We start from the raw sequence: 23,886 nt of genomic DNA, 5'->3' as shown, positions 1-23,886 counted from the left end.
TTTGGAGAAAACACGATGGATCCTATTGTAAATAAATTTACTCCGGTCAACTCCCTGGGCTCCGTGCAGCCAACCCCGCAGTCGATCGTGAATTCGCAATCGATGTTCAGCAATGGCCTTCAGACCATGCAAAACATCATGTTGCAGTTGACTCAATCGGGTAATGATCTGTTCGCACAGATGAACAAGAAGTCCGAAATCGCTCGTGATGCACAAGAGAAGGCCAACCTGGTGGAAGGGGTCATGGCCAAGCTGGACAAGCCGGAAAGCAAGGGTGAGCTGCCGCCAAGTGTCATTGACTACATGAAGGCCAACAACATCCTGGTCGATGGCAAGACTATCGACGAGTTCATGGAGGGGAAGGGCGGCAAGCTCGATAAGGGCGACCTGATGATGGTCAAGTCTTCGTTGGAAACCGTGGCGGGACGGGCCACCGACTTCAACCAGCAAAGCCAGTTGAAGCTGCAGCAAGTGATGCAGAACTACAGCACCTCCAACCAACTGACGCAAAGCATGCAAAGCATGCTCGCTGAAATGACCAAGGGTACCGCCTCGGCTATCCGCTGATTGGATAACGCGCTGGCCACCCGGTTTTCCGTCGTGGCCAGCCATGGAGGGTAATTGCCTTGCCGCCCCCTGTAACAGCGACAGGGAGAGGGGGGCAGATAAATTGGTTGTTATTGCAAGGAGTCCTCATGACACAACCTATTTGCAGTGCCGGTCAGGACGACCACGAAGTGCTTCGGCACTTCTTTGCGCGTGGTGGCTCGATTCGCATGTTGGCTGATATCACGCAAGGCGATATCGACAAGCTATATGCCTACGCGACGCAGCTGTTCCACACCGGCGATATGCACGCCGCGCGCAATGTTTACTCCTTGCTGGTGCGCATCGACCACTGGAACTTTGAGTGCTGGTTGGCGCTGGGGCTGTGCAATCAGCGCCTGGGCCTGCATGAAGAGGCGGTCAGCAGTTTCGGCCGGGCCGGGATGATCAATGTGGATGATCCACGTTCCGCCTATTTCGCAGGTATCAGCCATAGCCTTCTGGGGCAGATCGAGTGTGCCCGCAAAGCCTTCAATGCCGCGATCAAATGGTGCAACCAACAACCTGAACATGAGGTCATTCAGCACAGTGCCGCGCAGTTGCTGGCTCATTGTGCGGTGGAGGTATCGGCATGAGCATCACCTTGAATCTGCGCCCGCTGGCGGCGCCGCAAACCGAACAGATACTGGTCCCGGACACCCCGAACATATCCCCGGAGGCGCGAACAGGGGCCCGTGGTTCGCGCGATCCATCGAGTGTATTCGGTGATATCAGCCAGCAGCATTCGCGGGTCAATACGCCGCCGCCACCGAAAGTCCAGGTGTCGCAGCTTGAGGCAATGAAGGCCCTGGATCGGATCTTTGCGAATGTTCCGCTGAAGAACGAAAGCGCTACGCCGATCAGCCTCAAGGATCTCGAAAAGATTCCGATGGACTCGATCATGTTGGCCTCGACACTCCTGTCCAGCGAAATCCTCGGCAGTACCGCCATGGCCAAGTCCAAGGCCCTGGCGATCATGACGGACAAGCAGGAGAGGGTGCGTCAGCAAGAGGTTGCCGACTTCCGCGAGCAGATGGACAAAGCCATCGAACAGCAGGAGAAAGCCAAGAAGGCAGGCATCTTCGGCGTGATCTTCGATTGGGTCATCGCTGCCGTTGAAATTGTCACCGGGGTGGCAAAGATCATCGGTGGGGCACTGACCGGTAACGTCATGACGGCTGCCGGCGGAGCGATGGACTTGATGGCGGGGCTCGCCGGTGTGGTCAAGGCGGCAGCCAACACCATGGCCCTGATCGATCCCGACAATGCCGAGAAGTACAAGGCGATCGCCGATGTCGCCGGCAAGATCCAACTGGGTTTTGAAATTGCCGGGGCCGTGATCGATATCACCAGCGCCGCGCGCAATATGTTGATGACCAAGGTGATTCCGAAAGTCGCCGGCACGGTTCTCAAGGAGGGTGCCGAACAGGCCCTGGTGGCCGGTATCAAGGCTGGGAGCAAAGGCGCAATCGACCAGACCGCGAAGATGGTCGGCAAGGAAGTGGCATCGCAGGTTTCCGCTCAAATTGCCCAGAGCCTGGGCAAGGCTGCGATGGAAGCGACGAAGACGGCAGGCAAGGAAGCAGCGCAGAAGATCGTGCAGCAGCTCGGTGTAAACCGGATGTTGGAGAAGTTTTCCCAGGAGGCCATCGAACAGTTGGTGACCAACGCGGTGAAAAAAGTCGGACACGGCGCGATCGACAAAGGCGTGGAAATGACTGCCAAGGAAGTGACCAAGGCCGTGACCAAAGAGATCAATCGCGAAGTGCTGCAAGTTGCGCTCAAGGCTTCGACCTATACCGCAGTCAACGTCACACGCAGCGCGGTGGCCGGCGCCAGCCAGATCACCTCTGGAGCACTGGCGGTGGACCGCGCCAGGCTGCAGAAAGAGATCAGCCAACTGATGCTCGATCAGCAATGGCTGCAGTCGCTTTTCACTTTCTATAAAGACGAAAAAGACGCCGCCATGAAGCGGATTGGCGAACTGATCGAAGGACAATCCCAAGTTGTCCAGGACGGCAGCAAGGCCATCGCACAAGCCGGTGCGGTGCAAGTGCAGATTGCCTCGGCAATGGTTTGATACCAGGAGAAGAAAGATGACCACTACAGTGAATACTCAAGCGTTGGCCGCTTCTTTGCCCGTGCAGGATGCAGCGGATACCCGGACCGTCGACATAGGGGACAACGCATTCACCCGCATCAACGAAATCATTATGTTGATGAAGAAAATGAACATCGAGATGCGCGACACCTTGCGCGGATTTCACGATGACATGCAGAAGAATGCCTTCGACAAACAACTCAAGGCGCTGGAAACCAAACAGGACGCGATTGAATCGACTTTCAAGGCGGCGATGACAGGTGCGATCGGGCAAATTGTGTCTGGCGTCGTGAGTTTTGGTGGTTCCTTGACCGGAAGCCAGCTGGCGTCGTCGGCAACCACTGGACTGGGCAAAGCTACCGAGGGACTTGGCGGCGTTGCGGCGGCAGGTGTCAGTCGTGACGCGCAACAAGCTCAATTACTCGGAGAGTTCCAAGCCAACGCCGCGGAAAACTTCGCGAAAAACGTGGCGGCCACCGCCGATCGTGCCGCCGAGGCGTCCCGACAATTACGCGATGCAACCCGTGAACTGGTCGGCCTCTATGAGCGGATGGCCAATGCCGTGCAGATGAGGACGAAGTGAGATGCCTGCTCTCCAATCCATTGATCCGGTCACGCTATTTCTCAAGCTGCAAGGGTTGCAGCCAGAAGTCGCCTATTTTGAAAAAAGCGATTTTGTCGTGGGGTGGCAGGTTCACTTGGGAGATTTCGAACTGGTCTACCGGTTTGAAGACAATACCTTGACGGTGTGCAGCTTCACCGCCATCGAAGGGGCCAAGGGAACGAGCGGAGCGGTTTCCCAGTTCATCTTTTTGATCCACCGGATCGAGCGCTATGTCAAAGAGCTTTATTCGGTGCGAGGACGATTCATCAATAGTATTGCCAACTCGGAAATCAATCAGGTTCGTGAGCGGCTGGCGAATGTATTGATGGCCAAAGGTGCATCCTGGCAAGAGATCGATGGAGAGTCCTGGTTGGTTTATCCACTCGCTTCGAAGATGGCATAGCCGTATTAGCATTAAACAAGAGGAAGGGCACTTGAGTGTGCCCTTCACATTTGCTTGTCCCGATGTTCACCCCCTGGAAATCAACCCAACCGCCTGCTGCTGTCCAAGCAGCTGGGCTACCTGGGCTACGAGATGGTCGAGTCCCAGGACGGCGCCCATGGCTTGCGCGCCTGGCGCAAGCAGCGTTTCTATGTGGTGATCACCGACTGCAATATGCCGATCATGAACGGCTATTGTGATCGTGGCGTGTTTGTGAAGAGCTTTTGCCATGGATCTCCCATTATTCAGTGAGACAAACACCTCGCGAATCGACGCTTGCTCTGCCAAGTTGTGTCGGTAGGGAGACGTTCGGTAATTAGCGAGAGAGGATCATGGTGTTCGTCAAGCACGCACCGCGAGGCAGTGCGTGCAGTGACAATAGCTGTTCCTTATTGTCTTTTATTATCTCGTGCTAGCGGAATTGACATCTGGTGCCTGAAAAGATTGTTAGGGTCGACGTGGTTCTTCAAGGAAATCAACTCCTCTACCAAACCCGAATTTCCATAGTAAAGTTCAAGCCAGCTATCACTGGGTGCGCCATTTACCAATAGCATGTCCACATCCGGATAATTGATGTAGCACCCTTCATATCGTCCCTCGACGCCAGGCCGCTTGTTGGGTTGACTCGCGTAGACGTCTTCGTAGATTTTGTTGATCCACGTGAGTTGAACGTTATCTTGAGCAGGGTCGGTCCAATAGGTTTGATACTGAGACTTCAATAAGGATTTGCGCTGCGGTACTGCGGTGTCTCCTTGGCCGGAGCTATTTATTTTTCCACCATAGGAGTCGATCTGGACAAGCGATTGGTTGAATGTCCCATCTTTGGAAGGGATGCTGAGGTTGTTATAAAGCGCATCGCATTCTTCGTCGGTAAAATTCTCCACTTGGTAGGCGGATTTATATTTTCCTCTTTGGTTGTTTCCCGATGTGTTGATCATCTGGGTGATATAGAGCCAGTCCATAAGCAATCCTGGCGAAGCTTTGGTGATAGCACTGCCCGCCATGCTATGGGGCCTTGGCGCGATGTTTGGTAATACGAAGCCGTCGTACAGTTTGCCGTGACCGGGTGCTGAACTATTTATTGCCGAGAGAAAACTGTTGAAGGGTGCATCTCGTTCGTGATCGCCCACCATACCATCGCGGCCGGTGTATTGGATGGCCAGAACGATTTTTGGATTGGAGTCGATGTGATTTAGTTTCAGCAGGGTGAAAAGGCCACCGTTGGCCTTTGACAAGACATTGGAGGTGGCGTCCGAATCGTTTTTGGCGAACCAGTCGTGATATCCACGTAGAAACTTTCTAAAGCTGGTTTTATCGAAATCCGACCACTCCCAAGAGAGTGTTGTCCAATACGCTTTTTGTGGGGCTTCGGGCAGGTCATTGAAGTAGTAGCGAATGATGATGCCAAAGTTTCCGCCGCCAGCCCCGCAGCAGGCCTTGAAAAGTTCTCGATGGGTTTTAAGGTTAGAATTCGGGCTGACATGAACAGGGACCAAGGTTTTGCTGCTATTGGCTGGGTCCGGAATCAAGATGTCCACACCTGTTACCCAGTCGACAGTCAACCCCTGAAGGCGAGACAGTAAGCCGTATCCACCGCCGCTAATGTGGCCACCGATCCCTACGGAGTAGCACGAACCGCCAGGCAGTGTCTTGCCGCTCTGTTTATACATCGCCACATAACCATCCCAGTTCTGGCTGCCTGTGAATACGGCGTATTTATAATGTGTGGGGCTGTTACTGTCGTGTTTATAGAGGGGCTGGATGTTGCCGGCAGTATCATGAGAAAAGCCTTTAAGTTCACCCAGATCAACGATGGCCAGGTTTTCGTTGTTCAGCCGGTTCGATACGAAGCCTTCATAGCAATGCGCTCCGCTCCTTGCGGTGATCCGAAAGGCTTGCGACAGTGCTTCATTCGCAGCGTCCAGTACTTCTTCTGGTGTTTTGCATACATAGATTCGTTTGGCTCCCGTTCCGGAACTTGGTGGCCATCGGAGATTGAAACCTTTCTGTAAGGTCGAAAATGTCTTGTTGTCTTCAGTTATTGTAATAAATTGCGAAGTGCTCTTTGTCGTAATCATGGTTGTGTGCTTCCTTGCAAAAAAATATGCGCCATATTCTGCGCAAGTATCCTGAAGTTTCTTTTGCCCAATCGTGGTTTAAGTGTATACCGGCGGGGCGCTATCTCACCTTAGTCGACATTTTTATGCTGTCCATGATGTTCAAGAAGCTAAAGTTATATTTTTGTGGGTATGTATTTCGAAAAGTTATAGGTGATCACTCGATTGTAATCCAGTTCATCGGTTTAATTTTGATAGAGGTGGCGAAATGGCGGGTGTTGGGAGCGTTTGTCGACTTGTGTTCTTTGACTTTTGGAATCGTATTTATTTTTTATGGTGGACAATCTAAAGCCTTGCGCTAGCCTGAAATTCTCCTCAGGGAGAGACAAATAAAGAAAAGGAGTGAATGTAATGAACAAGCCAGAATCCAAGCCTCAGTTGAAACACGGTCGTGTGGTTTCCCCCCCTAGTCGTTCTGCTATTGCTATAGACGAAGGCCTTATCCTTGGTTGGCATGCTGAAGAAATGGAAGGTGGTAAGAACTTCCCATCATTGACTGCAGGCCCATTCCCAAAGCCTTATGAGACTGACAATGTGAGTCTGGTGCCACCGGCTGATGGTTATATTCTCAGCGGTGGCAAGACGGATGTCCGCGATTGCGTTAACTTCACTAACGAGGAAATGAGCCAAAAGCTGAATCGCCCATTTACCTGGCCTCTGTTGAATGTCGGCCCGGGTCAGATGTTTCATGTCAAGTGGGTATATAGCACGCCTCACCCGACTCGGGGTTATAGCTGGTTTATTACTAAGGATGGTTGGGACCCTAAAAAGCGTATCAGCCGTGCTCAACTTGAGCCAAAGTCCTTCCATGATGACTTTTATACTCAGGTTCCGTTCTACGAGCATGCCGCTGAATTGAAAGCGAAGACTGAGCATGAAGTGAAGTTGCCAACAGGCAAACAAGGTCATCATGTCATTGTCCTGTTGTGGATTGTTGCGGATACTGGCAATGCGTTCTATCAGGCGTTTGATGTGAACTTCAACTAAAGTCGGGCCATGTACGGCTCCTAATCCAGTTCTGAAGGAGTAGAACAATGACTAAGATTGATTTTTCGTTGCTGAAGTCCAAAGTAAATGATTCAGCATCATTGATGCCTAGCATTGCCAATAAAAAAATTCTGATGGGGTTCTGGCATAACTGGCCAGCTGGCCATAGTGATGGCTATCAAGGTGGGCAGTTTGCCAATCTGGATCTAGTGGATGTACCCAAGGACTACAACGTTGTTGCTGTGGCTTTTATGAAAGGCCATGGCATTCCTACCTTTAAGCCCTATAACCTCTCTGACGACGAGTTTCGCCGCCAGGTGGGTGTGCTGAACAGCCAGGGAAGGGCTGTGTTGATCTCGTTGGGTGGTGCCGATGCTCATATCGAGTTGCATATAGGGGATGAGCAGCCACTAGCGAATGAAATCATTCGCTTGGTTGAAGTCTACGGTTTTGATGGACTGGATATCGACCTCGAGCAAAGCGCCATTGATTTCGCTGACAACAAGACGGTACTGCCGGCGGCCTTGAAACTGGTGAAGGATCACTACAAGGGCGAGGGGAAGCACTTCATCATCAGCATGGCGCCCGAGTTTCCCTATCTCAGGGTGGGTGGCAAGTACGTTGGTTACATTCAGGCGCTTGAGGGCTACTACGACTTCATCGCACCTCAATACTACAACCAGGGTGGTGACGGGGTTTCGGTTCCGGAATACACCGGTCCGGGAGGTACTTGGATCAGGCAGAACGACGATGATGCGAAAGAGGATTTCCTCTTCTATCTGACGGATAGCCTGGTGACCGGTACGCGGAGTTACATCGCGATTCCCGCGGACAAGTTTGTCATCGGCTTGCCGGCCAACGTTGATGCCGCGAACAACGGCTATGTGATCAATCCTGCTGCGGTGGTCAATGCGTTCAAGCGTCTTGATGCCGCCGGTCATTCCATCAAAGGACTGATGACCTGGTCGATCAATTGGGACGACGGCCTCAGCAGGGACAATGTTCCCTACAATTGGGAGTTCTACAATCGCTATGCCCCATTGATTCACGGTGAGCCTGGTATTGGTGAGCGGCCAACGGCTCCGGCGAACCTGTCCGCGAGCGACGTGACGGAAACCGGCATGACCTTGAGTTGGGGGGCTTCAGCCGGTCCTCGTCCGATCGAAACCTATACGCTGTACCGAAACGGTTCTCTAATAAATCATACGGCGGCCTTGAGTCTGGAAGACTCAGGCCTGACGCCGAACACTCAGTACAGTTACTTTGTCACGGCAACGGACTCTTCGGGAAAAGAGTCGCTTCCGAGCCAAAGCCTGAGCGTCAGAACCGCTGGAGACATAACGGATCCAGAGTATCCCGAATGGAAATTGAACCATCGGTATTACAAGGAAGATGGCGTGACTTACGAAGGCAATAGGTACTTGTGCCTGCAAGAGCACGTATCAAACTCAGGCTGGACACCACCAGTGGCCTTTACCCTATGGTCAAAGGTCGCAATCAAGCGGCGAGCGTAGAGCGGTATGCGAGTCCCGGCAGAAATGCCGGGCTTTCTGCCTGCGGATAAGTGATCTACCGCGAGTTCTGGACATGATGAGTTTGTGTGGGGCATGTGGTATGAATCGCCCCGGATCTTCTAGACACCTTACACGTTCATTGCATAACGCTTTTCAAACTCTATCGGTGACAACCGATTGTTAAAGCCATGACGGCGTTTCGAGGGATAGAGCAACTCGATGTAATCGAACACATCACTACGTGCCTCTTGCCGTGTGGTATAGGTTTTTCGCTTGATCCTTTTCCGTTTCAGAAGCTGGAAAAAACTCTCGGCTACCGCGTTGTCATGGTTGTTTTCCTCGGCGGCTCATACTGGCAACCAGGTTGTTCGCCTTCAGAAAACTACGCCAATCGGAACTGCTGTACTGGTTACCTTGGTCGGGGTGAATCATCATCTCCTGTGTAGGAGCGAGGCTTGCCCGCGATGAACATTAACGATACGCACCACCTCTGAACGCCCCTCATACCAAAGCCCCTGAATCAAAAGATCCAGGGGCTTTTTAATGCCTGCAACAGGCTGTCGCAGAGGATGTCGGGAGGGGCCTCAAGCGCTTAGAGCCGAATCCGCCTGTGCCCCCTTACATTGCCTTGCCTTGGGCAACATCCAGCAAGGCCACGCCATCGCTCAGCAGCAGCGAGGCGATATCGGCGATCTGGAACAAATCACTTTCATCCGCGGTACGCGCGGTCATGCAAGACAGGCTGTTCATCAGTTTGTGAATGGCGCGAACGCGCCGGCCGGCGCAGGCCAGCAAGTCCACCAGCGAGGCGCTGGAATCGATCAGCAGGACAGGATGCTCGGTGGCAGTGCTGTGAAGCGGGATATATCCGTTCATTGATGTAGCTCCGTGTGTTGAGTGGGCTACCACCAAACCCTCCTACAAGCTGGGTGGCAGCTGTACGCGGGGTAGGAGACCGGTCACACGACCCGGCCACGCCGAAGCGTGCCCGCGCACAGCCGCCATAAACACAGGGCAGCAAAAAGCACCCAGAAAAAGCTGGGCGCTCGTGCACGGTGTGATACTCGGGCTCCTACACCCGGTCGCTGATTTGGCAGCGACCGGCGCAGAGTAATGACGCGCCTTCATGAGCGCAAGCCCCGACTCAATGACTGAACGTAACAGGGCCGCCAGCGAGCAATGCGCCTGCTCAGACCTTGATCCAGCTCTAGCGTCAGACAAGTTCAGGCACGCTTGTAGGACTCTCCTGAAATACACGGTTTTACCCTGTTCAAGTGCTCTATCCGCTTGAGCCGACAGATGACGGCCAGCACCATCCCCCCGCCTTATCAATAGCGCCAACACGCTCACCGGCTTGCTTGGACGCGTCGTTTATCAGGGAGGGGGGGTATGTGGCTGCGCCTTATTCGTCGGCAAGACCGTGAGCATGAAGGAGTTGGTTTCAACAGCATCGAGTCGCCATTTTTTGCCCGGTTCGAAGTTCAACAGGCCCTCGGGCGGTACAGCAACAGAATCGACGGGCTGGATGATTTGCTTTATGCCCACGGCAGTTCGCATGGCCATCTATCGAGCGATGATCTGCGCGAAATCCTGGCGAGCGTAGAACGGGGCGATTGGCTGCTGGTCTCGAATGACCCGTTCAGCCCTTTGAGCGGCGACACCTTCGGCAAGTATTCACACATCACCGGAAAGGGCTGGGCGGCGAGTTCCCTGGATCATCGCCTGCAAGAAGACAACAAGCCCGCGTTGCCTGATGCCGAACCTGTCGTAAAACCTCAACCGCAAGAGCCGGGCTTTTACGTCGTGCCTAAAAGCATGAGCCGTGAACAGCTTGAGTCGGTGCTGTTCACTTCTCGCAACCCAGCCGTGATGAGCAAATTTGAGTCGCTGAACCCCGGCCTGAGCGACATTAAAGCGGGCTCGATGATCGTGCTCAGCGATCCCGGCAACCTGCAATGTACCCGTGAAGAAGGGTTGCTGATGGAGGCCGTAGCCAAGACCAATGACGCACTCAAACCGCTCAGCGCGGAAGAAGCGAACTTCATGGCCAGGCACCGAGACGAAATCGAAAACTTTCTGGCACAGGGTTCGACGGCTATCGGCATCGGTGAAGCGATGTTTGCCAAGAACCTGGAAGACGTCAAAACCACGCTGCGTGATATCGAAGCGTTGCATCAGCGCACGTTCCAGAAAGACGGCCACCTGCGGTCGCCGGAGTTCTTTGCTGAACGTAAAAAACTGCTGGCACAGCTCAATACCCGACTAACCTCCATGACCCGAAAAGGCATTGGCTTCCCCGATCATCCGAACTTGAAAAGTGCCTTGGGGATCTCCAGCCGCAGTCTGGTTCACCGTTGGACCAAGGCCGGGGCTGCGGAGCAGATCCCAGGTTATGCCACACACATCGAGGGAGTGGCCAAGGCGGCTAAAGTCGTCAAGTATGGCGGCTGGATCGGCACGGCTCTTGGCGGTGGAGCTTCCTACATGAAGGTTCAAGATGTGTGTGCAGCGGGTAACACCGAGGCATGCGAGAAAGTCAGATTCACTGAGACCGGTAACTTTGTCGGTGGGGTCGGAGGAGGCGCCATCGTCGGAGCCTTTTTAACGACGCCTATTGTCGGAACACTGTGCGTCGCACTGGGTGTTCCAACTGCTGGCTTAGCCTCGTTGGCTTGTGGTGTCGTGGTTGTAGGAAGTGCTTCTTTTACGGCTGGTGTCGTTGGTAACTCTGCCGGGGAAGCAATGGCCGAGAAAATTTATGAGGCGGTCAAATGAGCCTGAATACGGCAGACAAAATATTTCTGGTGGTCGGACTCGTCGATTTTGCAGGGATATTTATTGTGCTTGGTATCTGCTTGCACATGGCCTACACCAAGATGGACTTGATGTTGGATCATCTGAAAAACAGTGCTGTGCTCAGCATGCTGACCATGCTCAGGCACGGTGGCCCATGGGGGAAACTGATTCTGGTCGGGAGCATTTCCGGTTTTGTAACCTTCCCCCATTTTTACCTTAAGCGTGGCTGGGTCAGTGCCGAGGACTTGCTGGGTTTTCCTGCGGCGCTTAAGCGCAAGTTGGTCGTGCTGCAGTGGAGTGCGCTAGCGCTGATAGTGGTCATGACGGGCCTTGCGGCGGTGGTCAAGCTGGGTGTTGTTTGAGGTTATTTACGAGAGCCACAAATGAGTATCCCTGAGATTGCTTTCGGGTATCTGGGTGGTGTCGTGATTCTCGGCACACTTGTCTGGATCGGTGTCGCGTTGCACATGGCTTATACCAAGCTGGATGAGCTCTTGGACCATCTGAAAAACTGTTCCGCCATCATGGCCCGCGCTCCGTTAAAACACGGCGGTCCCTGGGGGAAGCTTTTGCTGATTGGGGGGATCTCCGGGACCGTGACGTTTCCCGGGTTCCATCTCAAAAGAGGGGAGACGGAAACCATCGTGACGCCGGGCCTGGCCAATGGCGCGGCGACCTTTACGATTATTTATCGGTGATGAGCGGCACACCTCCTGCCGGGATGCCGGCAGGAGGCAGCGCTGCTCAGTCGTAGTTGCTCACATACGCCAGGACACCCTGGGCGCTCAGGGCGTTGCCCTTGTAGCGGGTCGCTTGCAGCAGCACGGCGATCTGGTTGCTGCTGGCGACGGCTTTGGGAAAGGTATTGCCGCTGTCGTTCGGGTTGATCGGGGTTTCCGTCCCTAACTGGCTGAAGTAGTCATCGAACCGGTTGAAAAAGATACCGGTATAGCCGGTACTCCAGGTCACCAGGAAGTCAATGACACCGCCTCTGGCCGGCATGGCACTGATATAGGGCTGGCTCGAGGCGTAGGCATTGTTGTTCAGTCGAACGGGGGGGAGGACTTGCTGGTCCTGATCGCTTTGGTACTGCTCAGCCTCATACTGATCGGCCTTGCCGAAGATCCTGAGTCGGTCGCCATAGACGTAGGCGCTGGTGCCGATATACACCAGCATGATGTTGTTGTGCATTGTGTCGAAGGTCGCATGGAACTTGCCCATGCCGGTTTGCGAGTAGCTGGTCATCAGCTTGACCGGCGACGTGCCGGAGCTGGGTCTGCCCACCCGCAGGAAGTTGATCTTGCTCAGGGTTTCCTGGACGCTGACGATCACCCCATCGCCATGGTTCATCAGCACGATATTTTCGTAGGTGGAAGCGTCCAGATCGGCACTGGGGCTGAAAAGAGTCGGATAGACGGCGGTGGTGATCATCACCGGATAACTGGTCGGCTCGAGGGTGTCCTTGTCTAGCCAGATACCCTGCAATTGGCGTTCGGTCACGCCGATCCAGCAGGCGAAGAGCTGGCAGTTGGCGGGGTTGTAGATGACCCTGGGGCAAACATAATCCCCGTTGGAGCCACTGATCTGGATTTCCGGGTAGGGCGCGCCGATACCCTGGCGCTCGCTGACGCTGTATTTGCGCACGAAGATGCGAAAGGCTCCCGGGTCGTTGCTGGCCCAGACGGCGACGAAGTCGTCGCTGCCCTGGATCGGCGTGGTGTCGACATCCTTCTGGGTCCGCTGGGTGAAGGCGGGCAGCAGATAGGTCGGGCGCAGCGCGCCATTTTTCGTCTCCAGGCGGCCATAGAGCGTGGTGTAGCCGGAAACCTTCGGCCCTTGGTAGGTGCCGATCAGGTGACCGCTGACATCGGTCTTCAGCACGCCGCGCAGGGATTCGTTGCTGCTGTCGTCATAGAAAATGTTCAAGTCGTTCAACCAATTGGTATTCATTCAGGCACCTGTGACTGTTTGAGAAATGTCTTCGGAATGGGACCCGCCGGCCGTGTAGGGCAGGCTGGGGTTGTGGTGGTTGCCATCGGACCGCGACGCCTCACCGCAACTGCCGATACAGGGGGCGATCTGGACAGCGGCAAGGCTCATATCAGCAGTCCTGGCGGCTGATGGACTGGCTGTGGTACTGCAAGGCCGACCTGCCGGGGTTCGCCGCAGTCGTCCTGGTAGGCGATGCCATAGAGGCTGTCGGTGGCGAGAACGCGATGGTTGCCAGGAAGCGTGGCCTCCAGGGAATGCTCGATGCTGGTGGGGTCCAGGTCCGCGCTGAATTCCGGCTTTCCATCTCCATGGACTTTCATAGGGGGCGCCAATCAGGCTCTGTCCTGAAATGGCAACTTTTCGGGAGGTTGATTTAGGGGGGCGTAGGTGATTTTTCTGGGCGGCTTGAAGTGTGCAAGCTGACGGTCTTGATAGGTCGTAGAAGTGCGGGGCAATAGTGTTCCGACGCATGACTTCGACCTCCTTGTCGACTCGCGTTCTGTCCGTTCGCATCCAGCAAGATCAGCGTAGTCATTGTTTTCTAGTGCCCGATAATATTTTTTTATTTATTTAAAACAGTAAGATGCCCCTGAAGTTTTGAGCGGTTACAGGTTTGACGGATAACTGACTTGGCCAGGGAAAGGGTGGTGTTACTGGGTGGCTATAAAGATAAGTGCGAGTGGTAATAGTGCGAAGTTGTCTTTATAACTCCGCTAAAGAATGACCATGGCTTCTTGTAAGTATTGGCAATAAGTCATTTCAGAATATAAAGGGACTTAGTTTGCAGCCTGTCCGCACTACCTGCTTTATGTTCCCCCTGTTCAGACTGATCATTTACTGGGCCGTTTACCGCCAGGCGACCTGTGAGTACCAGGGGCAACCGGACGCCATACGGCTCTTGCCATCCGCTTTACGTTAACGTCAAGATGTTCTGGCGCGGTTTGTCCCGTGGCGCAGGTTTTGCTTCTGTCAATGGCAGGGCTGGCCAGGGGCCAAACTTCCCTTTACTGCCTTCTGAACCGGGTGTAGACATTGCCCATGGCTTGCGTGCCCCTCGCAGCCCAAGGGAATGGACCGGGGAGGTGCCGGGCGGACCGATTCGGAGCGCTTGATGACTCTTATAAAAACAACAACCGGCGAGCTGCAGCACCAAGCCGGGCTGGCCCGCAGAAAACTCCATCTGGAAGGCGCAGTCCCCGATGGCGTATTACGTGCGGAAATCGATGCTTCATGGCGGCGCAGCCTCAGCCATGGCGTGCACTTCAATGGCCAGCCGGAGTTGACCCTGGAATCCGGCGCCAGCCTCGAGGTGCTGCTGGCGAGCAATCGCCTGCTGCTCGACGCGGCGATACCCGCCATCGACTACCTGGCCGAGCGCCAGGGCCAGGACGGCCTGATCATCCTGGCCAATGCCGACGCCACCATTCTTGCGGTCGAAGGCCGGGCCGACCGGCTCAAGGGCAGCGGTGTGCAGGACATCACCCTCGGCGCCTGCTGGAGCGAAGCCACCCGTGGCACCAATGCCCTGGGTACGGCGCTGGTGGAAGCGCGCACCACCCTGATCGACTGCGGCGAGCATTACCTGGACCGCCTGAGCCCTTTTTCCTGCACCTCGGTGCCCATCCACTGCCCCCAGGGCGAGATCCTCGGTGTGCTCGACCTGACCCGCGAAGGCCCGCTGGGCCGTATCCACGACAGCACTGCGCTGCTGAGCATGGCGGTCAGCCAGATCGAGAGCCGGGTGTTCAACAACAGCTTTCCCGAGCAGATTGTCCTGGCGTTCCACAGTCGTCGGCAGTATCTCGAATCGCCGTGGCAAGGCTTGCTCGCGGTCAGTCTCGGCGGGCAGATCCTGGCGGTCAGCGCTCAGGCCTGCCAGTTGTTGCGCGCCGAGCGTTCGGCACTGGTCGGGCGGCGTTGCGAAGAGTTTCTTGGCGTGGATGGCGTGCAACTGCTCGGCCGTTTGCAACAGGGCGGCATCGGCAGCCTGCAGACCGCCAAGGGCGAGTTTTTCTACAAGACCCTGCGTGCCCCGCAACGCTCGATCAATGTCAGCAGCGTGCCGCGCGGCACGTCGAAAAGCGCCCCCAGCCAGGCGCAGCCCGACCCGCAACTCGACACCCTCGCCGGCAGCAACAGCCGTTATGCCCGGGCCTTGCGCATGGCCCGCCAGGGCCTGGCCAATGCCTTGCCGGTGCTGCTGCTGGGGGAAACCGGCACCGGCAAGGAGGTCATCGCCCGCGCCCTGCACATGGCGGGCAGTCGCGCCGACAAGCCCTTTATCGCGGTCAACTGCGCGGCGATTCCCGAGGGCCTGATCGAGTCGGAGCTGTTCGGTTATCGCGAGGGCGCCTTCACCGGCTCGCGCCGTGGCGGCATGATCGGCCGCCTGCAACAGGCCCATGGCGGCACCCTGTTCCTCGATGAAATCGGCGATATGCCGCTGGCCTTGCAGGCGCGCCTGTTGCGGGTGCTGCAGGATCGCAAGGTGGCGCCGCTGGGCGCCGGCGAAGAGCAGGACATCGATGTGGCGCTGATCTGCGCCACCCACCGCGACCTCAAGCAGCAGGTGGCCGACAAGCAGTTTCGCGAGGACCTGTTCTACCGGGTCAACGGCATCAGCGTGATGCTCCCGGCGCTGCGCGAACGCGAGGACTTCGACGCGCTGCTGGACGTGCTGCTGGCCAAGCTCGGCAGCCCCGGCGCGGCCCTGGCCGAGGACCTGCGCCAGTTGCTGGCCGGCTATCACTGGCCGGGCAACATTCGCCAGCTGGAGATGGTCCTGCGCACCGCCCTGGCCATGCGCGAGGCGGGCGACGCGGTCCTGGGCCTGGAGCACCTGCCCGACAGCATGCTCGACGATCTCAACGCCAGCGAACGCCCGGCCAGCGGCAGCATCCGCGAGAACCAGCTGGAGCTGATCCGCCAGGCGCTGGACAGCCACCAGGGCAATGTCTCCGCCGCCGCCGATGCCCTGGGCATCAGCCGCGCGACCCTGTACCGCAAGCTCAAGCAGTTGCGCAGCTGATGTCGCGCCTGCTCAGCCGGCTGGTGGACAGCCCCGACCCCGCGGCCCTGCAAGCCGCCTTGCGCTGGCTGTACGGGTTTGTCCGCCCGCAGCGCCTGGCCATCGCCGGGTTGCTGGCGCTGTCGGTCTGCGCCTCGTTGCTGGTGCTGGTGCAGCCGTGGCTGACCAAGCTGCTGATCGACGACGGCCTGCTGGCGCGCAATTTCCCGAGGCTGGCGTGGATCGCTGGGCTGATGATTCTCGCCGGGCTGCTGGGCACCGCGCTGTCGGGCATCAACCGCTACCTGCACACGCGCCTGTCGGGGCGGATCCTGTTCGCCCTGCGCGACGACCTGTACCGGCATTTGCAGCGCCTGTCGCCAGGCTTCTACGGCCAGCGGCGGATCGGCGACCTGATGTCGCGGCTCGATGGCGACGTCGCGGAGATCCAGCGTTTTGCCGTCGATTCGCTGTTCTCCGCGGTGTCCAGCGTGATCGGCCTGGTGGTGGCCCTGGCGCTGCTGGTGACCCTGTCCTGGCAGCTGTCGCTGCTGGCGCTGCTGCTGATTCCGCTGGACGTGCTCTGGCTGCGCTGGATGCGGCGCAAGGTCGAGCGCGATGTGCGGCAACTGCGCGAGCGTTCGGCGGACATGTCGTCGTTCATGGTCGAGACCCTGCCGGTGATGAAGTTCATCCAGAGCGCCGGCCAGCAACAACGCGAAGCGCGGCGCCTGGAACGGTTGGGGCAGGGCTACATGAGCCAGTTGCTGCGCCTGCAGGTCAGTGAGTTTTTCACCCAGGCGGTGCCCGGCACCCTGACCTCGCTGTCGCGCGCCTGTGCGTTCCTGATCGGCGGCTATTGGGTGGTGCAGGGCACCTGGCAGTTGGGCGCGCTGATCGCCTTTTCCACTTATCTGGGCATGGCCGTGGGGCCGGTGCAGAGCCTGCTGGGGCTGTACGTGGCGATCCAGCGCATGAGCGTCAGCCTGGGCCGGGTCATGGAGCTGCGCGGCGAGCAACCGAGCGTGACCACGCCGGCGCAACCGTTGCCGATGCCCAGCGGTGGCGAGCTGTCTTTTCGTGATCTGCACTTCAGCCACCCGGGGCGGCCGAGCACCCTGCGCGGCATAGAGGCGCGCATTCCCTATGGCCTGAAGGTGGCCCTGGGTGGCGGTTCCGGGGTCGGCAAGTCGACCCTGATCGACTTGCTGCAACGCCACCACGACCCGCAGTCCGGGCAGGTGCTGCTGGACGGTATCGACCTGCGCCAGCTCGACCTGTTCGAGCTGCGCCGGCGCATCGCTGTGGTCAGCCAGGACATCGTGCTGTTCCGCGGCAGCCTGGCCGACAACCTGGCCTACAGCGTGCCCGACGCACCGCGCGCGGCGGTGGCCGAGGTGGCGCGGCTGGCGCAACTGGACAGCCTGATCGAATCGCTGCCCGAAGGCCTGGACAGCCCGTTGGGCGAGCGCGGCCAGCAGCTGTCCGGCGGGCAGAAACAACGGATCGCGATTGCCCGCGCGCTGCTCCAGGACCCGTTGATCCTGGTGCTGGACGAAGCCACCTCGGCGGTGGACGAAAGCACCGAGCGTGAAGTGATCGAGGCCATCGACCGGCTATTCGCCGGGCGCACGCGGATCCTGATCAGCCATCGGCCGTCGACCCTGGCCGACGCCGACCTGCGCTTCGAGCTGGTGGACGGCGTGTTGCACTCCGTGAAGGTGCCCCATGAAGCCTGAGCTGCGGATCGGCGTGGTCGACAGCGGGCATACGGCCGTGCAACGCCCGCAGGTGGTGGCCGGGCGGCGCTTCTACCTGGTGGAAGACGGGGTCGGTGAGGGCGACTTGCGCGAAGACCCCCTCGGCCACGGCAGCGCGATCATCGAGGCGATCAGCGCGCGGGCGCCCCAGGCGCGTTTCTGTGTGGCCCAGGTGTTCGACCAGCGCGGGGTGACCAGTGCGCTGCAGATCGCCAGCGCCCTGGACTGGCTGGTGAGTCAGCAGGTGCGGCTGGTCAACCTCAGCCTGGGGCTGCGCCAGGACCGCCGCCTGTTGCGCGAAGCCTGCGCGGCCGCCCTGGCCCGTGGCGTGCTGTTGTGCGCCTCGACGCCGGCCCAGGGCGAGGGGGTGTACCCGGCCCGTTACCCGGGGGTGCTGCGGGTCACCGGCGATGCCCGTTGCACCCCCGGCGAATGGTCGTGGCTCGACAGCCAGCAGGCCGACTTCGCCGCCTGTGTGCAGGGCAGCCACCCCGGCCAGTCCGGCGCCAGCCTGGGCTGCGCGGCATTGAGCGGGCATATCGCCTGTTATCTCGGCGAACACCGCGACGCGAACAACCCGCAGGTGGTCCAGTGGCTGCGGACCCACGCCCGCTATCACGGCCCCGAACGGCGCGGCTGGACATGAGGCCGATCCTGGTGCTCGGCGCCGGCCCGGCGGGTGCGGCGGTGGCCCTGGGCTTGCGCCGCCTGGGCTATGAGGTGGCGCTGGTCAGTGAGTGGCGGCGTTTCCCGGCGCTCGAAGGGGTGTCGCTGCGGGTGCTCGAAGCCCTGCGTGGCGCCGGCCTGGGGCGTGGGCTGGAGGCGGCGTTGCAGGCGTCCCAGCGTCAGGTGGCGTGGAACGGCCAGAGCCATGGGCAGAATGTCGAATACCTGCTGGATCGCCCGCGTTTCGATCGCGGCCTGCGCGAGGATTTGCGCGAGGCTGGGGTCGAGCTGATCGAGGGGCGGGTGCTGGAGGTGCAGTCGACGGCGAGCGGGCATCGGCTGCGGATCGAGGGGCAGGCCGAGCGTTTCGCGGACTTTCTGGTGGAGGCCCGTGGGCGCCAGGCGCCTGCATTGAGTAAAGAACTGGGCAAAGGCCTGCGGGGCCCGGAAACGCTCAGCCTGCTCAACCGTTGGCAGGGCGCGCCGGGCAGCACCGCCAGCGCCGTGCACAGCCTGGAAGACGGCTGGGCCTGGATGGCGCGCCAGGCCGACGGCCAGTGTTACTGGCAACTGACGGTGGACGTGGCCAGCGCCGCGCTGCCGGGCAAGGCGCAGTTGCTGGATTACTGCCGCCAGCGACGACAGGCTTCGGCCCTGGCGCGGGCGTTTTTCGGAGCAGGGCCGGAGCTTGATGTGCAGCTGCACGCGCGCAGCAGCACGGCGATCCTCTGCCCGCAGGTGTGTGGCGCCAACTGGATTCGCGTGGGCGATGCGGCCATGGCCGTGGACCCGCTGTCGGGCAACGGTATCTTCCAGTCGCTGTCCTCGGCGTTGCAGGCGCCGGCGGTGATCAACACGCTGCTGCAACGGCCCGAACGGGCGGCCCTGGCGCAGCGCTTCCATGCCCGCCGGGTGGAGCAATTGTTCCTGCGTTTTGCCCGCATCGGCCGCGATTTCTACACCGACGAGCAGAGTTGGGCCGAACAGCCGTTCTGGCAGGCGCGCCGGCAATGGCCGGACCGCGAGCCGGCGCATCGCGTCGCGGACTTTTCCGCCCTGCGTATCGAGCGCGCCCCGGTATTGCGCGACGGCCTGGTGGACGAAGCCGAGGTGGTGATCACCCCGGACCAGCCGCTGGGCATCTGGCATGTGCAAGGGGTGGAGCTGGCACCGTTGTTGCGCCGCTTGCCCAACGAACCGGCGCAACAGCTGCTGGCGGGTCTGAGCGCGGAGCAGGACAAGGCCGTGCGCGGCTGGTTGCTGGGGCAGGGATACCAGCCCTGATGCGACGGTGGCGGCTTTTGTAGCCGCTGCCGCAGGCTGCGATCGGCGGCGCAGCCGCCGCAAAGGCACCCGCGATCGATCGCCGGATGCGTGGGCGCCTGGACGATTGATCGCGAGCAAGCTCGCTCCTACAGAAGATGAGACGCCCTTGTAGGAGCGAGGCTTGCCCGCGATCCGCGCAGCGGCCATCCAAACCCCGCCGCCCGGCTTGCGACAGCTGACGGTCAGCTATCGGGATTGACGTACACCCGGTGGCCGCCTTTCCAGGTTTCACAGACCTTGATGTCCCTGATGCTGGTGGCCGGCACTTTCTCGTCGAGGGGATCCTGCTCGAGAATCACCAGGTCCGCGAAATAACCGTCCTGCAGGGACCCGGTCCAGCCTTCGGCGTGGCACTGCCAGGCCGCGTCATAGGTGATGGCTTTCAGGGCCTGCTTGCGCGTCAGGCACTCGGCTTCATTGAGGATCGGTTGCAGCCTTGGGTCATGGACGAACCGCCCCTGGGCATCGCGAATGCCTTCCATCTTGCGGGTCACCGCCTGCTCCATGGAGCGCAGCGGCCCCAACGGCGTTACCGAACAGTCGCTGTGCAGGGTCATTCTCAGGTTGTGGTCCAGGGCCGACTGGCACAGGTCGAGCATCTGTTCGGCCTTGCCTTCGAAGATCGCCTGTTTGAAGGCGTAGCCCCAGTAGCCGACATGACCGATCAGGAAGCTTGGCGACAGGCCCAGGCGCTGCATGGTCTGCAGGGTGCCCGCGGTCAGCAGCGAGCAGTGCTCGATGCGGTGGCGTTTTTCCAGGGCGCTGCCGCCCTGCAAGGCCGCCTCGTAGGCTTGCAGGGTGAACTCGATGGCCCGGTCGCCGTTGGCGTGGATCATCAGCGGCCAGCCGGTTTCGACGGCATTGCGCACCACGGTCTTGTAGGTATCGGGTGTGGTGACCGGGGTGTGGTCCTGGTCGCAGAAGTTGAAGTTGCCCACCGGCCGCGTCGCCTCGCAGCAGTAGCGCGTGGCCTGATAGCCCGTCAGCCCCTGGTTGGAGCCGTCCGACACCAGCTTGACCGAGCCCTGGTAGAAGCGCTTGGCCTGTTCCCGGCTGACCGGCTGGTAGCGCGGCAGCTTGCCGATGGCCTCGGGCGTGCCATCGCAGGCGGCGGCGTAACCGATCCGCAGCTTCCTGGGGCGGGTCAGGAAGTAGGCGCCCAGTACCAGCTTCGACTGGGGGTCCATCATCGCGTCGTAGAGCAGGGTGATCCCGCGGCGCGACGCCTTGTCGAAGTAGTCTTCGAGGTGCTTGAAGATATTGAGTATTTCCAGCTGTTGCCTGAGGGGAATGCTCTTGATGGCGGCCAGCACCTGGGCTTCCTGCAGGACACCGTTGTCGGCCCTGACGCCGGTCTTCTTGAACACCGCATCGCTGGCCGCGGTGTTCAGGTAGGCGGTGTGCATGGACGCGCTGATCAGCAGCATCGGATGCTGCTTGTCGATGGTGTCCAGGTTGCCGATGTCGTCGCCGGGGCCACAGTGGAAGGTGATGAGTTTGTTCAGGCCGTGGGGTACGACCTGGAAGGGCATCAGCGCCGGATCGACCTGATGGCCGAGGATCCAGGTCGAGTTGTCCTTGGGCAGGTTGGCCTGGATGGTGCTTTTCAACCAGAGCCAGTCATAGGTGGGCCGTAGCCGCTGGTTCTTGTGCTCATCGGGGTTGTCGGTATCGATGGCCCCCAGGTTCAGCCAGCCTTCCATGGCACAGCTCTGCACGATATGGGCGTGGGGTTCGATCAGGCCGGGCAACAGGGTCCTGCCGTTCAACGACTGCTTTTTGTAGGTGATGCCCAGGGTTTTCATGCGGGCTTCGACGGCGGCCAGGGTGCCGGATGCGACCACGTCGCCGGCGTGGATGCCCAGGGCCTCGACCCGTTCGTCCATGTTGCCGTCGCGCAAGGGGTAGATGGTGCCGTTGGTAAAGATGATGGACTCGCCGGCCGGTTCCTTGGCCAGCTCATTGGCGTCCTGTGGCTGGCTGGCGGTATGGCTGGCCGGGTCGAGTGTGTCCTTCAGAGCGTTCCAGATGGGGTTGTGGCATCCGCATTGGACCCCGTCGTGATCATATCCATTTGATCCCATGATGCTTCCCTCGGGTTTTCGGTGGTGATGAGGTGTGGGTTGAAGGTGGGTGAGCCTGGCTCGCAGGGCAGCTGTCGAGCCGGCTCGGGCTGAGCGTAGCAGCCGTTCGGGGCGTGGGCCGGGCAGCGGGTCGGCGACGCTAAACCAGTCGTCGGGAGACGCCGGGCAGACCCCGGCGCCGCCGTTGAGGAGCGCTTGCGCTATGGGCTATCGCGGGTCGTCAGAGCTTGATCAGCACCGATTTCAGCTCGGTGTAATGCTCGATCGCCGCGTAACCCATTTCCCGGCCCACGCCGGACATCTTGTAGCCACCGAACGGCAGCGCCGGGTCGAGGGCGCTGTGGCAGTTGACCCAGACCGAGCCGGACTTGATCCGCGGGATCATCCGGTGCACCGCCGCCAGGTCGTTGGACCAGATGCTCGCGCCCAAGCCGTAGGGGCTGTCGTTGGCCATGCGCAGGGCATCGGCTTCGTCGTCGAAAGGAATGGCCACCAGCACCGGGCCGAAGATCTCTTCCTGCACCAGCGAGTGCTGCTGGTCGACGTCGACGATCACCGTCGGCTTGACGAAATAGCCGGGGCCGAACCGCTCGCCGCCGCAGGCGATAGTGGCGCCGCTGTCCCGGCCCATCTCGATATAGCGCCAGACCCGCTCCTGCTGCCGGGCGGAGATCAGCGGGCCCATGTCGACGCTGGCGTCCAGGCCGCTGCCGAGTTTCATGGCGTTGGCAATGCCGGCGATATCGGCCACCACATTGTCGAAGTGCTTGCGCTGCACATACAGCCTGGAGCCGGCGCAGCAAACCTGGCCCTGGTTGAAGAAGATCGCGCTGGCGGCGCCGGCCGCGGCGCTGCCCAGGTCGGCATCGGCCATGACAATGGTCGGCGACTTGCCGCCCAGTTCCAGGGTGACCCGGGTCATGGAATCCATGGCGATCTTGCCGATTTCCTTGCCCACCGCGGTGGAGCCGGTGAAGGTCAGCTTGTCCACCCGTGGGTTGTGGGTCAGGGCCGAGCCCGCGGTGATGCCGGTGCCGGTGACCACGTTGAACACGCCGTCGGGGTAGCCGGCTTCCTGCACCAGTTCGGCGAGCTTCAGCGCGGTCAGCGGGGTTTCGTCGGCCGGCTTGAGCACCACGGTGCAGCCGGTGGCCAGGGCCGGGCCGAGCTTCCAGCAGGCCAGCAGCAGCGGGAAGTTCCAGGCGACGATGGCGCCGACCACGCCCACCGCCTCGCGGCGGATGAAACTGTGGAACTGCTGGTCGGGCATCAGCGGCACGGAGACCTCGACGCTGCTGCCTTCGATCTTGGTCGCCCAGCCGGCCATGTAGCGCAAAAAGTCGATGGCCAGTTGCACGTCCATGACCTGGGCCACCGCGGCGCTCTTGCCATTGTTCAGGCATTCCAGTTGCGCCAGCAGCTCGGCGTCGCGCTGCATCAGGTCGGCGAGCTTCCACAGCAGGTTCTGCCGCTCCCGCGGGCGAGTGCGGCTCCAGGGCGAATCGTCGAAGGCCTGGCGCGCGGCCAGCACCGCGCGGTCGACATCGTCCACCGTGGCCCGCGGCACCACGCACAGTTGTTCGCCGGTGGCCGGGTTGTGCAGCGGCATGGTCTGGCCGTCGGCGGCCTCGACCCATTCGGCGCCGATCAACATGCGTGGGGCGCGCTGGATAAAGGCGGTGGTGGCGGGGAGCAGGGTTGCAATAGCCATGACAGAACCTCTTGTTATGCGTGAGGCGAGGGCTTTCGCAACCGCTGTGCCAGTTTTGACTGGTGTTTAACTAAATGATTTTAATAAGGTTTCTTTGCGGTGACGGAAGGACGGCAGATACAAGCTGTCGCAAATTGCGAATGCCTTGAGACACCCCGGCCTGAACTTATGGGGGCCTGCTTCGTCGTAAAGGG

21 protein-coding genes and 1 pseudogene are annotated in these 23,886 nt (G+C 59.4%); 15 read left to right on the top strand and 7 right to left on the bottom strand.

The window, feature by feature from the left end:
• Positions 1 to 15: 15 nt before the first annotated feature.
• From J4E58_RS18060 to J4E58_RS18035, 6 genes are all read left to right on the top strand, one after another.
• Entirely contained in the window at positions 16 to 567 is a 552-nt protein-coding gene (locus J4E58_RS18060) for a hypothetical protein (protein ID WP_081001567.1), read from the top strand.
• A 128-nt stretch (positions 568 to 695) separates the two neighbouring features.
• Positions 696 to 1,181 carry a SycD/LcrH family type III secretion system chaperone gene (locus J4E58_RS18055; RefSeq protein ID WP_087091807.1) on the top strand — a complete coding sequence of 162 codons (486 nt, stop codon included), beginning with the start codon at positions 696 to 698 and terminating at the stop codon, positions 1,179 to 1,181.
• Positions 1,178 to 2,665 carry a type III secretion system translocon subunit SctE gene (gene sctE / locus J4E58_RS18050; RefSeq protein WP_087091806.1) on the top strand — a complete coding sequence of 496 codons (1,488 nt, stop codon included), beginning with the start codon at positions 1,178 to 1,180 and terminating at the stop codon, positions 2,663 to 2,665. Before J4E58_RS18055 ends, sctE begins: the two co-directional genes overlap by 4 nt.
• A gap of 16 nt (positions 2,666 to 2,681) precedes the next feature.
• Positions 2,682 to 3,269 carry a hypothetical protein gene (locus J4E58_RS18045; RefSeq protein WP_087091805.1) on the top strand — a complete coding sequence of 196 codons (588 nt, stop codon included), beginning with the start codon at positions 2,682 to 2,684 and terminating at the stop codon, positions 3,267 to 3,269.
• A 1-nt stretch (position 3,270) separates the two neighbouring features.
• A complete protein-coding gene (locus tag J4E58_RS18040; protein ID WP_087091804.1) occupies positions 3,271 to 3,693 on the top strand; it encodes a hypothetical protein in 423 nt (140 codons plus the stop codon).
• A gap of 54 nt (positions 3,694 to 3,747) precedes the next feature.
• The gene (locus tag J4E58_RS18035; protein WP_158247360.1) at positions 3,748 to 3,984 is read left to right on the top strand and encodes a response regulator; all 237 of its coding nucleotides are present in this window, start codon (positions 3,748 to 3,750) and stop codon (positions 3,982 to 3,984) included.
• A gap of 137 nt (positions 3,985 to 4,121) precedes the next feature.
• On the opposite strand, the gene J4E58_RS18030 is transcribed toward J4E58_RS18035, so the two are convergent.
• Entirely contained in the window at positions 4,122 to 5,810 is a 1,689-nt protein-coding gene (locus J4E58_RS18030; RefSeq protein ID WP_087091802.1) for an FAD-binding protein, read from the bottom strand.
• A 390-nt stretch (positions 5,811 to 6,200) separates the two neighbouring features.
• Here J4E58_RS18030 and J4E58_RS18025 point away from each other — a divergent pair, with 390 nt between their 5' ends.
• Positions 6,201 to 6,836: a lytic polysaccharide monooxygenase auxiliary activity family 9 protein gene (locus tag J4E58_RS18025; RefSeq protein ID WP_087091800.1), complete on the top strand. Its 636-nt coding sequence runs from the start codon at positions 6,201 to 6,203 to the stop codon at positions 6,834 to 6,836.
• Between the two features lie 47 nt (positions 6,837 to 6,883).
• Positions 6,884 to 8,350: a glycosyl hydrolase family 18 protein gene (locus J4E58_RS18020; protein WP_087091799.1), complete on the top strand. Its 1,467-nt coding sequence runs from the start codon at positions 6,884 to 6,886 to the stop codon at positions 8,348 to 8,350.
• A gap of 128 nt (positions 8,351 to 8,478) precedes the next feature.
• On the opposite strand, the pseudogene J4E58_RS18015 reads toward J4E58_RS18020, so the two are convergent.
• Both J4E58_RS18015 and J4E58_RS18010 read right to left on the bottom strand, forming a co-directional pair.
• Positions 8,479 to 8,797, bottom strand: a pseudogene (locus J4E58_RS18015) (IS3 family transposase); the annotation flags it as partial.
• Between the two features lie 171 nt (positions 8,798 to 8,968).
• On the bottom strand, positions 8,969 to 9,226 hold the full coding sequence (locus J4E58_RS18010; protein ID WP_087091798.1) for a hypothetical protein: 258 nt from the start codon (positions 9,224 to 9,226) through the stop codon (positions 8,969 to 8,971).
• A gap of 513 nt (positions 9,227 to 9,739) precedes the next feature.
• Between J4E58_RS18010 and J4E58_RS18005 the strand changes: the two genes are divergently transcribed.
• Genes J4E58_RS18005 through J4E58_RS17995 form a run of 3 tightly spaced genes read left to right on the top strand, consistent with a single transcriptional unit; the run spans position 9,740 to position 11,844 of the window.
• Entirely contained in the window at positions 9,740 to 11,125 is a 1,386-nt protein-coding gene (locus tag J4E58_RS18005; protein WP_087091797.1) for a hypothetical protein, read from the top strand.
• Complete coding sequence (locus tag J4E58_RS18000; RefSeq protein WP_087091796.1) at positions 11,122 to 11,508, top strand: hypothetical protein; 387 nt, start codon at positions 11,122 to 11,124, stop codon at positions 11,506 to 11,508. Before J4E58_RS18005 ends, J4E58_RS18000 begins: the two co-directional genes overlap by 4 nt.
• Positions 11,509 to 11,529: 21 nt before the next feature.
• The gene (locus J4E58_RS17995; protein ID WP_256583196.1) at positions 11,530 to 11,844 is read left to right on the top strand and encodes a hypothetical protein; all 315 of its coding nucleotides are present in this window, start codon (positions 11,530 to 11,532) and stop codon (positions 11,842 to 11,844) included.
• Positions 11,845 to 11,890: 46 nt separating this feature from the next.
• Here J4E58_RS17995 and J4E58_RS17990 read toward each other — a convergent pair whose 3' ends face one another.
• Both J4E58_RS17990 and J4E58_RS17985 read right to left on the bottom strand, forming a co-directional pair.
• Complete coding sequence (locus J4E58_RS17990; protein WP_102673032.1) at positions 11,891 to 13,096, bottom strand: hypothetical protein; 1,206 nt, start codon at positions 13,094 to 13,096, stop codon at positions 11,891 to 11,893.
• 146 nt (positions 13,097 to 13,242) lie between these two features.
• Complete coding sequence (locus J4E58_RS17985) at positions 13,243 to 13,458, bottom strand: hypothetical protein (protein ID WP_143481901.1); 216 nt, start codon at positions 13,456 to 13,458, stop codon at positions 13,243 to 13,245.
• Between the two features lie 791 nt (positions 13,459 to 14,249).
• Here J4E58_RS17985 and J4E58_RS17980 point away from each other — a divergent pair.
• Genes J4E58_RS17980 through J4E58_RS17965 form a run of 4 tightly spaced genes read left to right on the top strand, consistent with a single transcriptional unit; the run spans position 14,250 to position 19,855 of the window.
• The gene (locus J4E58_RS17980) at positions 14,250 to 16,166 is read left to right on the top strand and encodes a sigma-54-dependent Fis family transcriptional regulator (RefSeq protein ID WP_087091793.1); all 1,917 of its coding nucleotides are present in this window, start codon (positions 14,250 to 14,252) and stop codon (positions 16,164 to 16,166) included.
• Positions 16,166 to 17,884 carry an ABC transporter ATP-binding protein gene (locus tag J4E58_RS17975; protein ID WP_087091792.1) on the top strand — a complete coding sequence of 573 codons (1,719 nt, stop codon included), beginning with the start codon at positions 16,166 to 16,168 and terminating at the stop codon, positions 17,882 to 17,884. Before J4E58_RS17980 ends, J4E58_RS17975 begins: the two co-directional genes overlap by 1 nt.
• Entirely contained in the window at positions 17,874 to 18,551 is a 678-nt protein-coding gene (locus tag J4E58_RS17970; RefSeq protein WP_087091791.1) for a S8/S53 family peptidase, read from the top strand. Before J4E58_RS17975 ends, J4E58_RS17970 begins: the two co-directional genes overlap by 11 nt.
• Entirely contained in the window at positions 18,548 to 19,855 is a 1,308-nt protein-coding gene (locus J4E58_RS17965) for an NAD(P)/FAD-dependent oxidoreductase (protein WP_087091790.1), read from the top strand. Before J4E58_RS17970 ends, J4E58_RS17965 begins: the two co-directional genes overlap by 4 nt.
• A gap of 224 nt (positions 19,856 to 20,079) precedes the next feature.
• Here J4E58_RS17965 and J4E58_RS17960 read toward each other — a convergent pair whose 3' ends face one another.
• Positions 20,080 to 21,981 (bottom strand): amidohydrolase, encoded by a 1,902-nt coding sequence (locus tag J4E58_RS17960; protein WP_087091789.1) that lies wholly within the window; start codon positions 21,979 to 21,981, stop codon positions 20,080 to 20,082.
• A 220-nt stretch (positions 21,982 to 22,201) separates the two neighbouring features.
• Positions 22,202 to 23,692, bottom strand: coding sequence for an aldehyde dehydrogenase (locus J4E58_RS17955; RefSeq protein WP_087091788.1), 1,491 nt, complete (start codon positions 23,690 to 23,692; stop codon positions 22,202 to 22,204).
• Positions 23,693 to 23,886: the final 194 nt, after the last annotated feature.

This window comes from Pseudomonas sp. FW305-25 (assembly GCF_017351415.1).
GTDB lineage: Bacteria > Pseudomonadota > Gammaproteobacteria > Pseudomonadales > Pseudomonadaceae > Aquipseudomonas > Aquipseudomonas chlororaphis.
The sequence above is the reverse complement of the archived record's forward strand: the minus strand, read 5'-3'. Positions and strand labels throughout refer to the sequence as shown.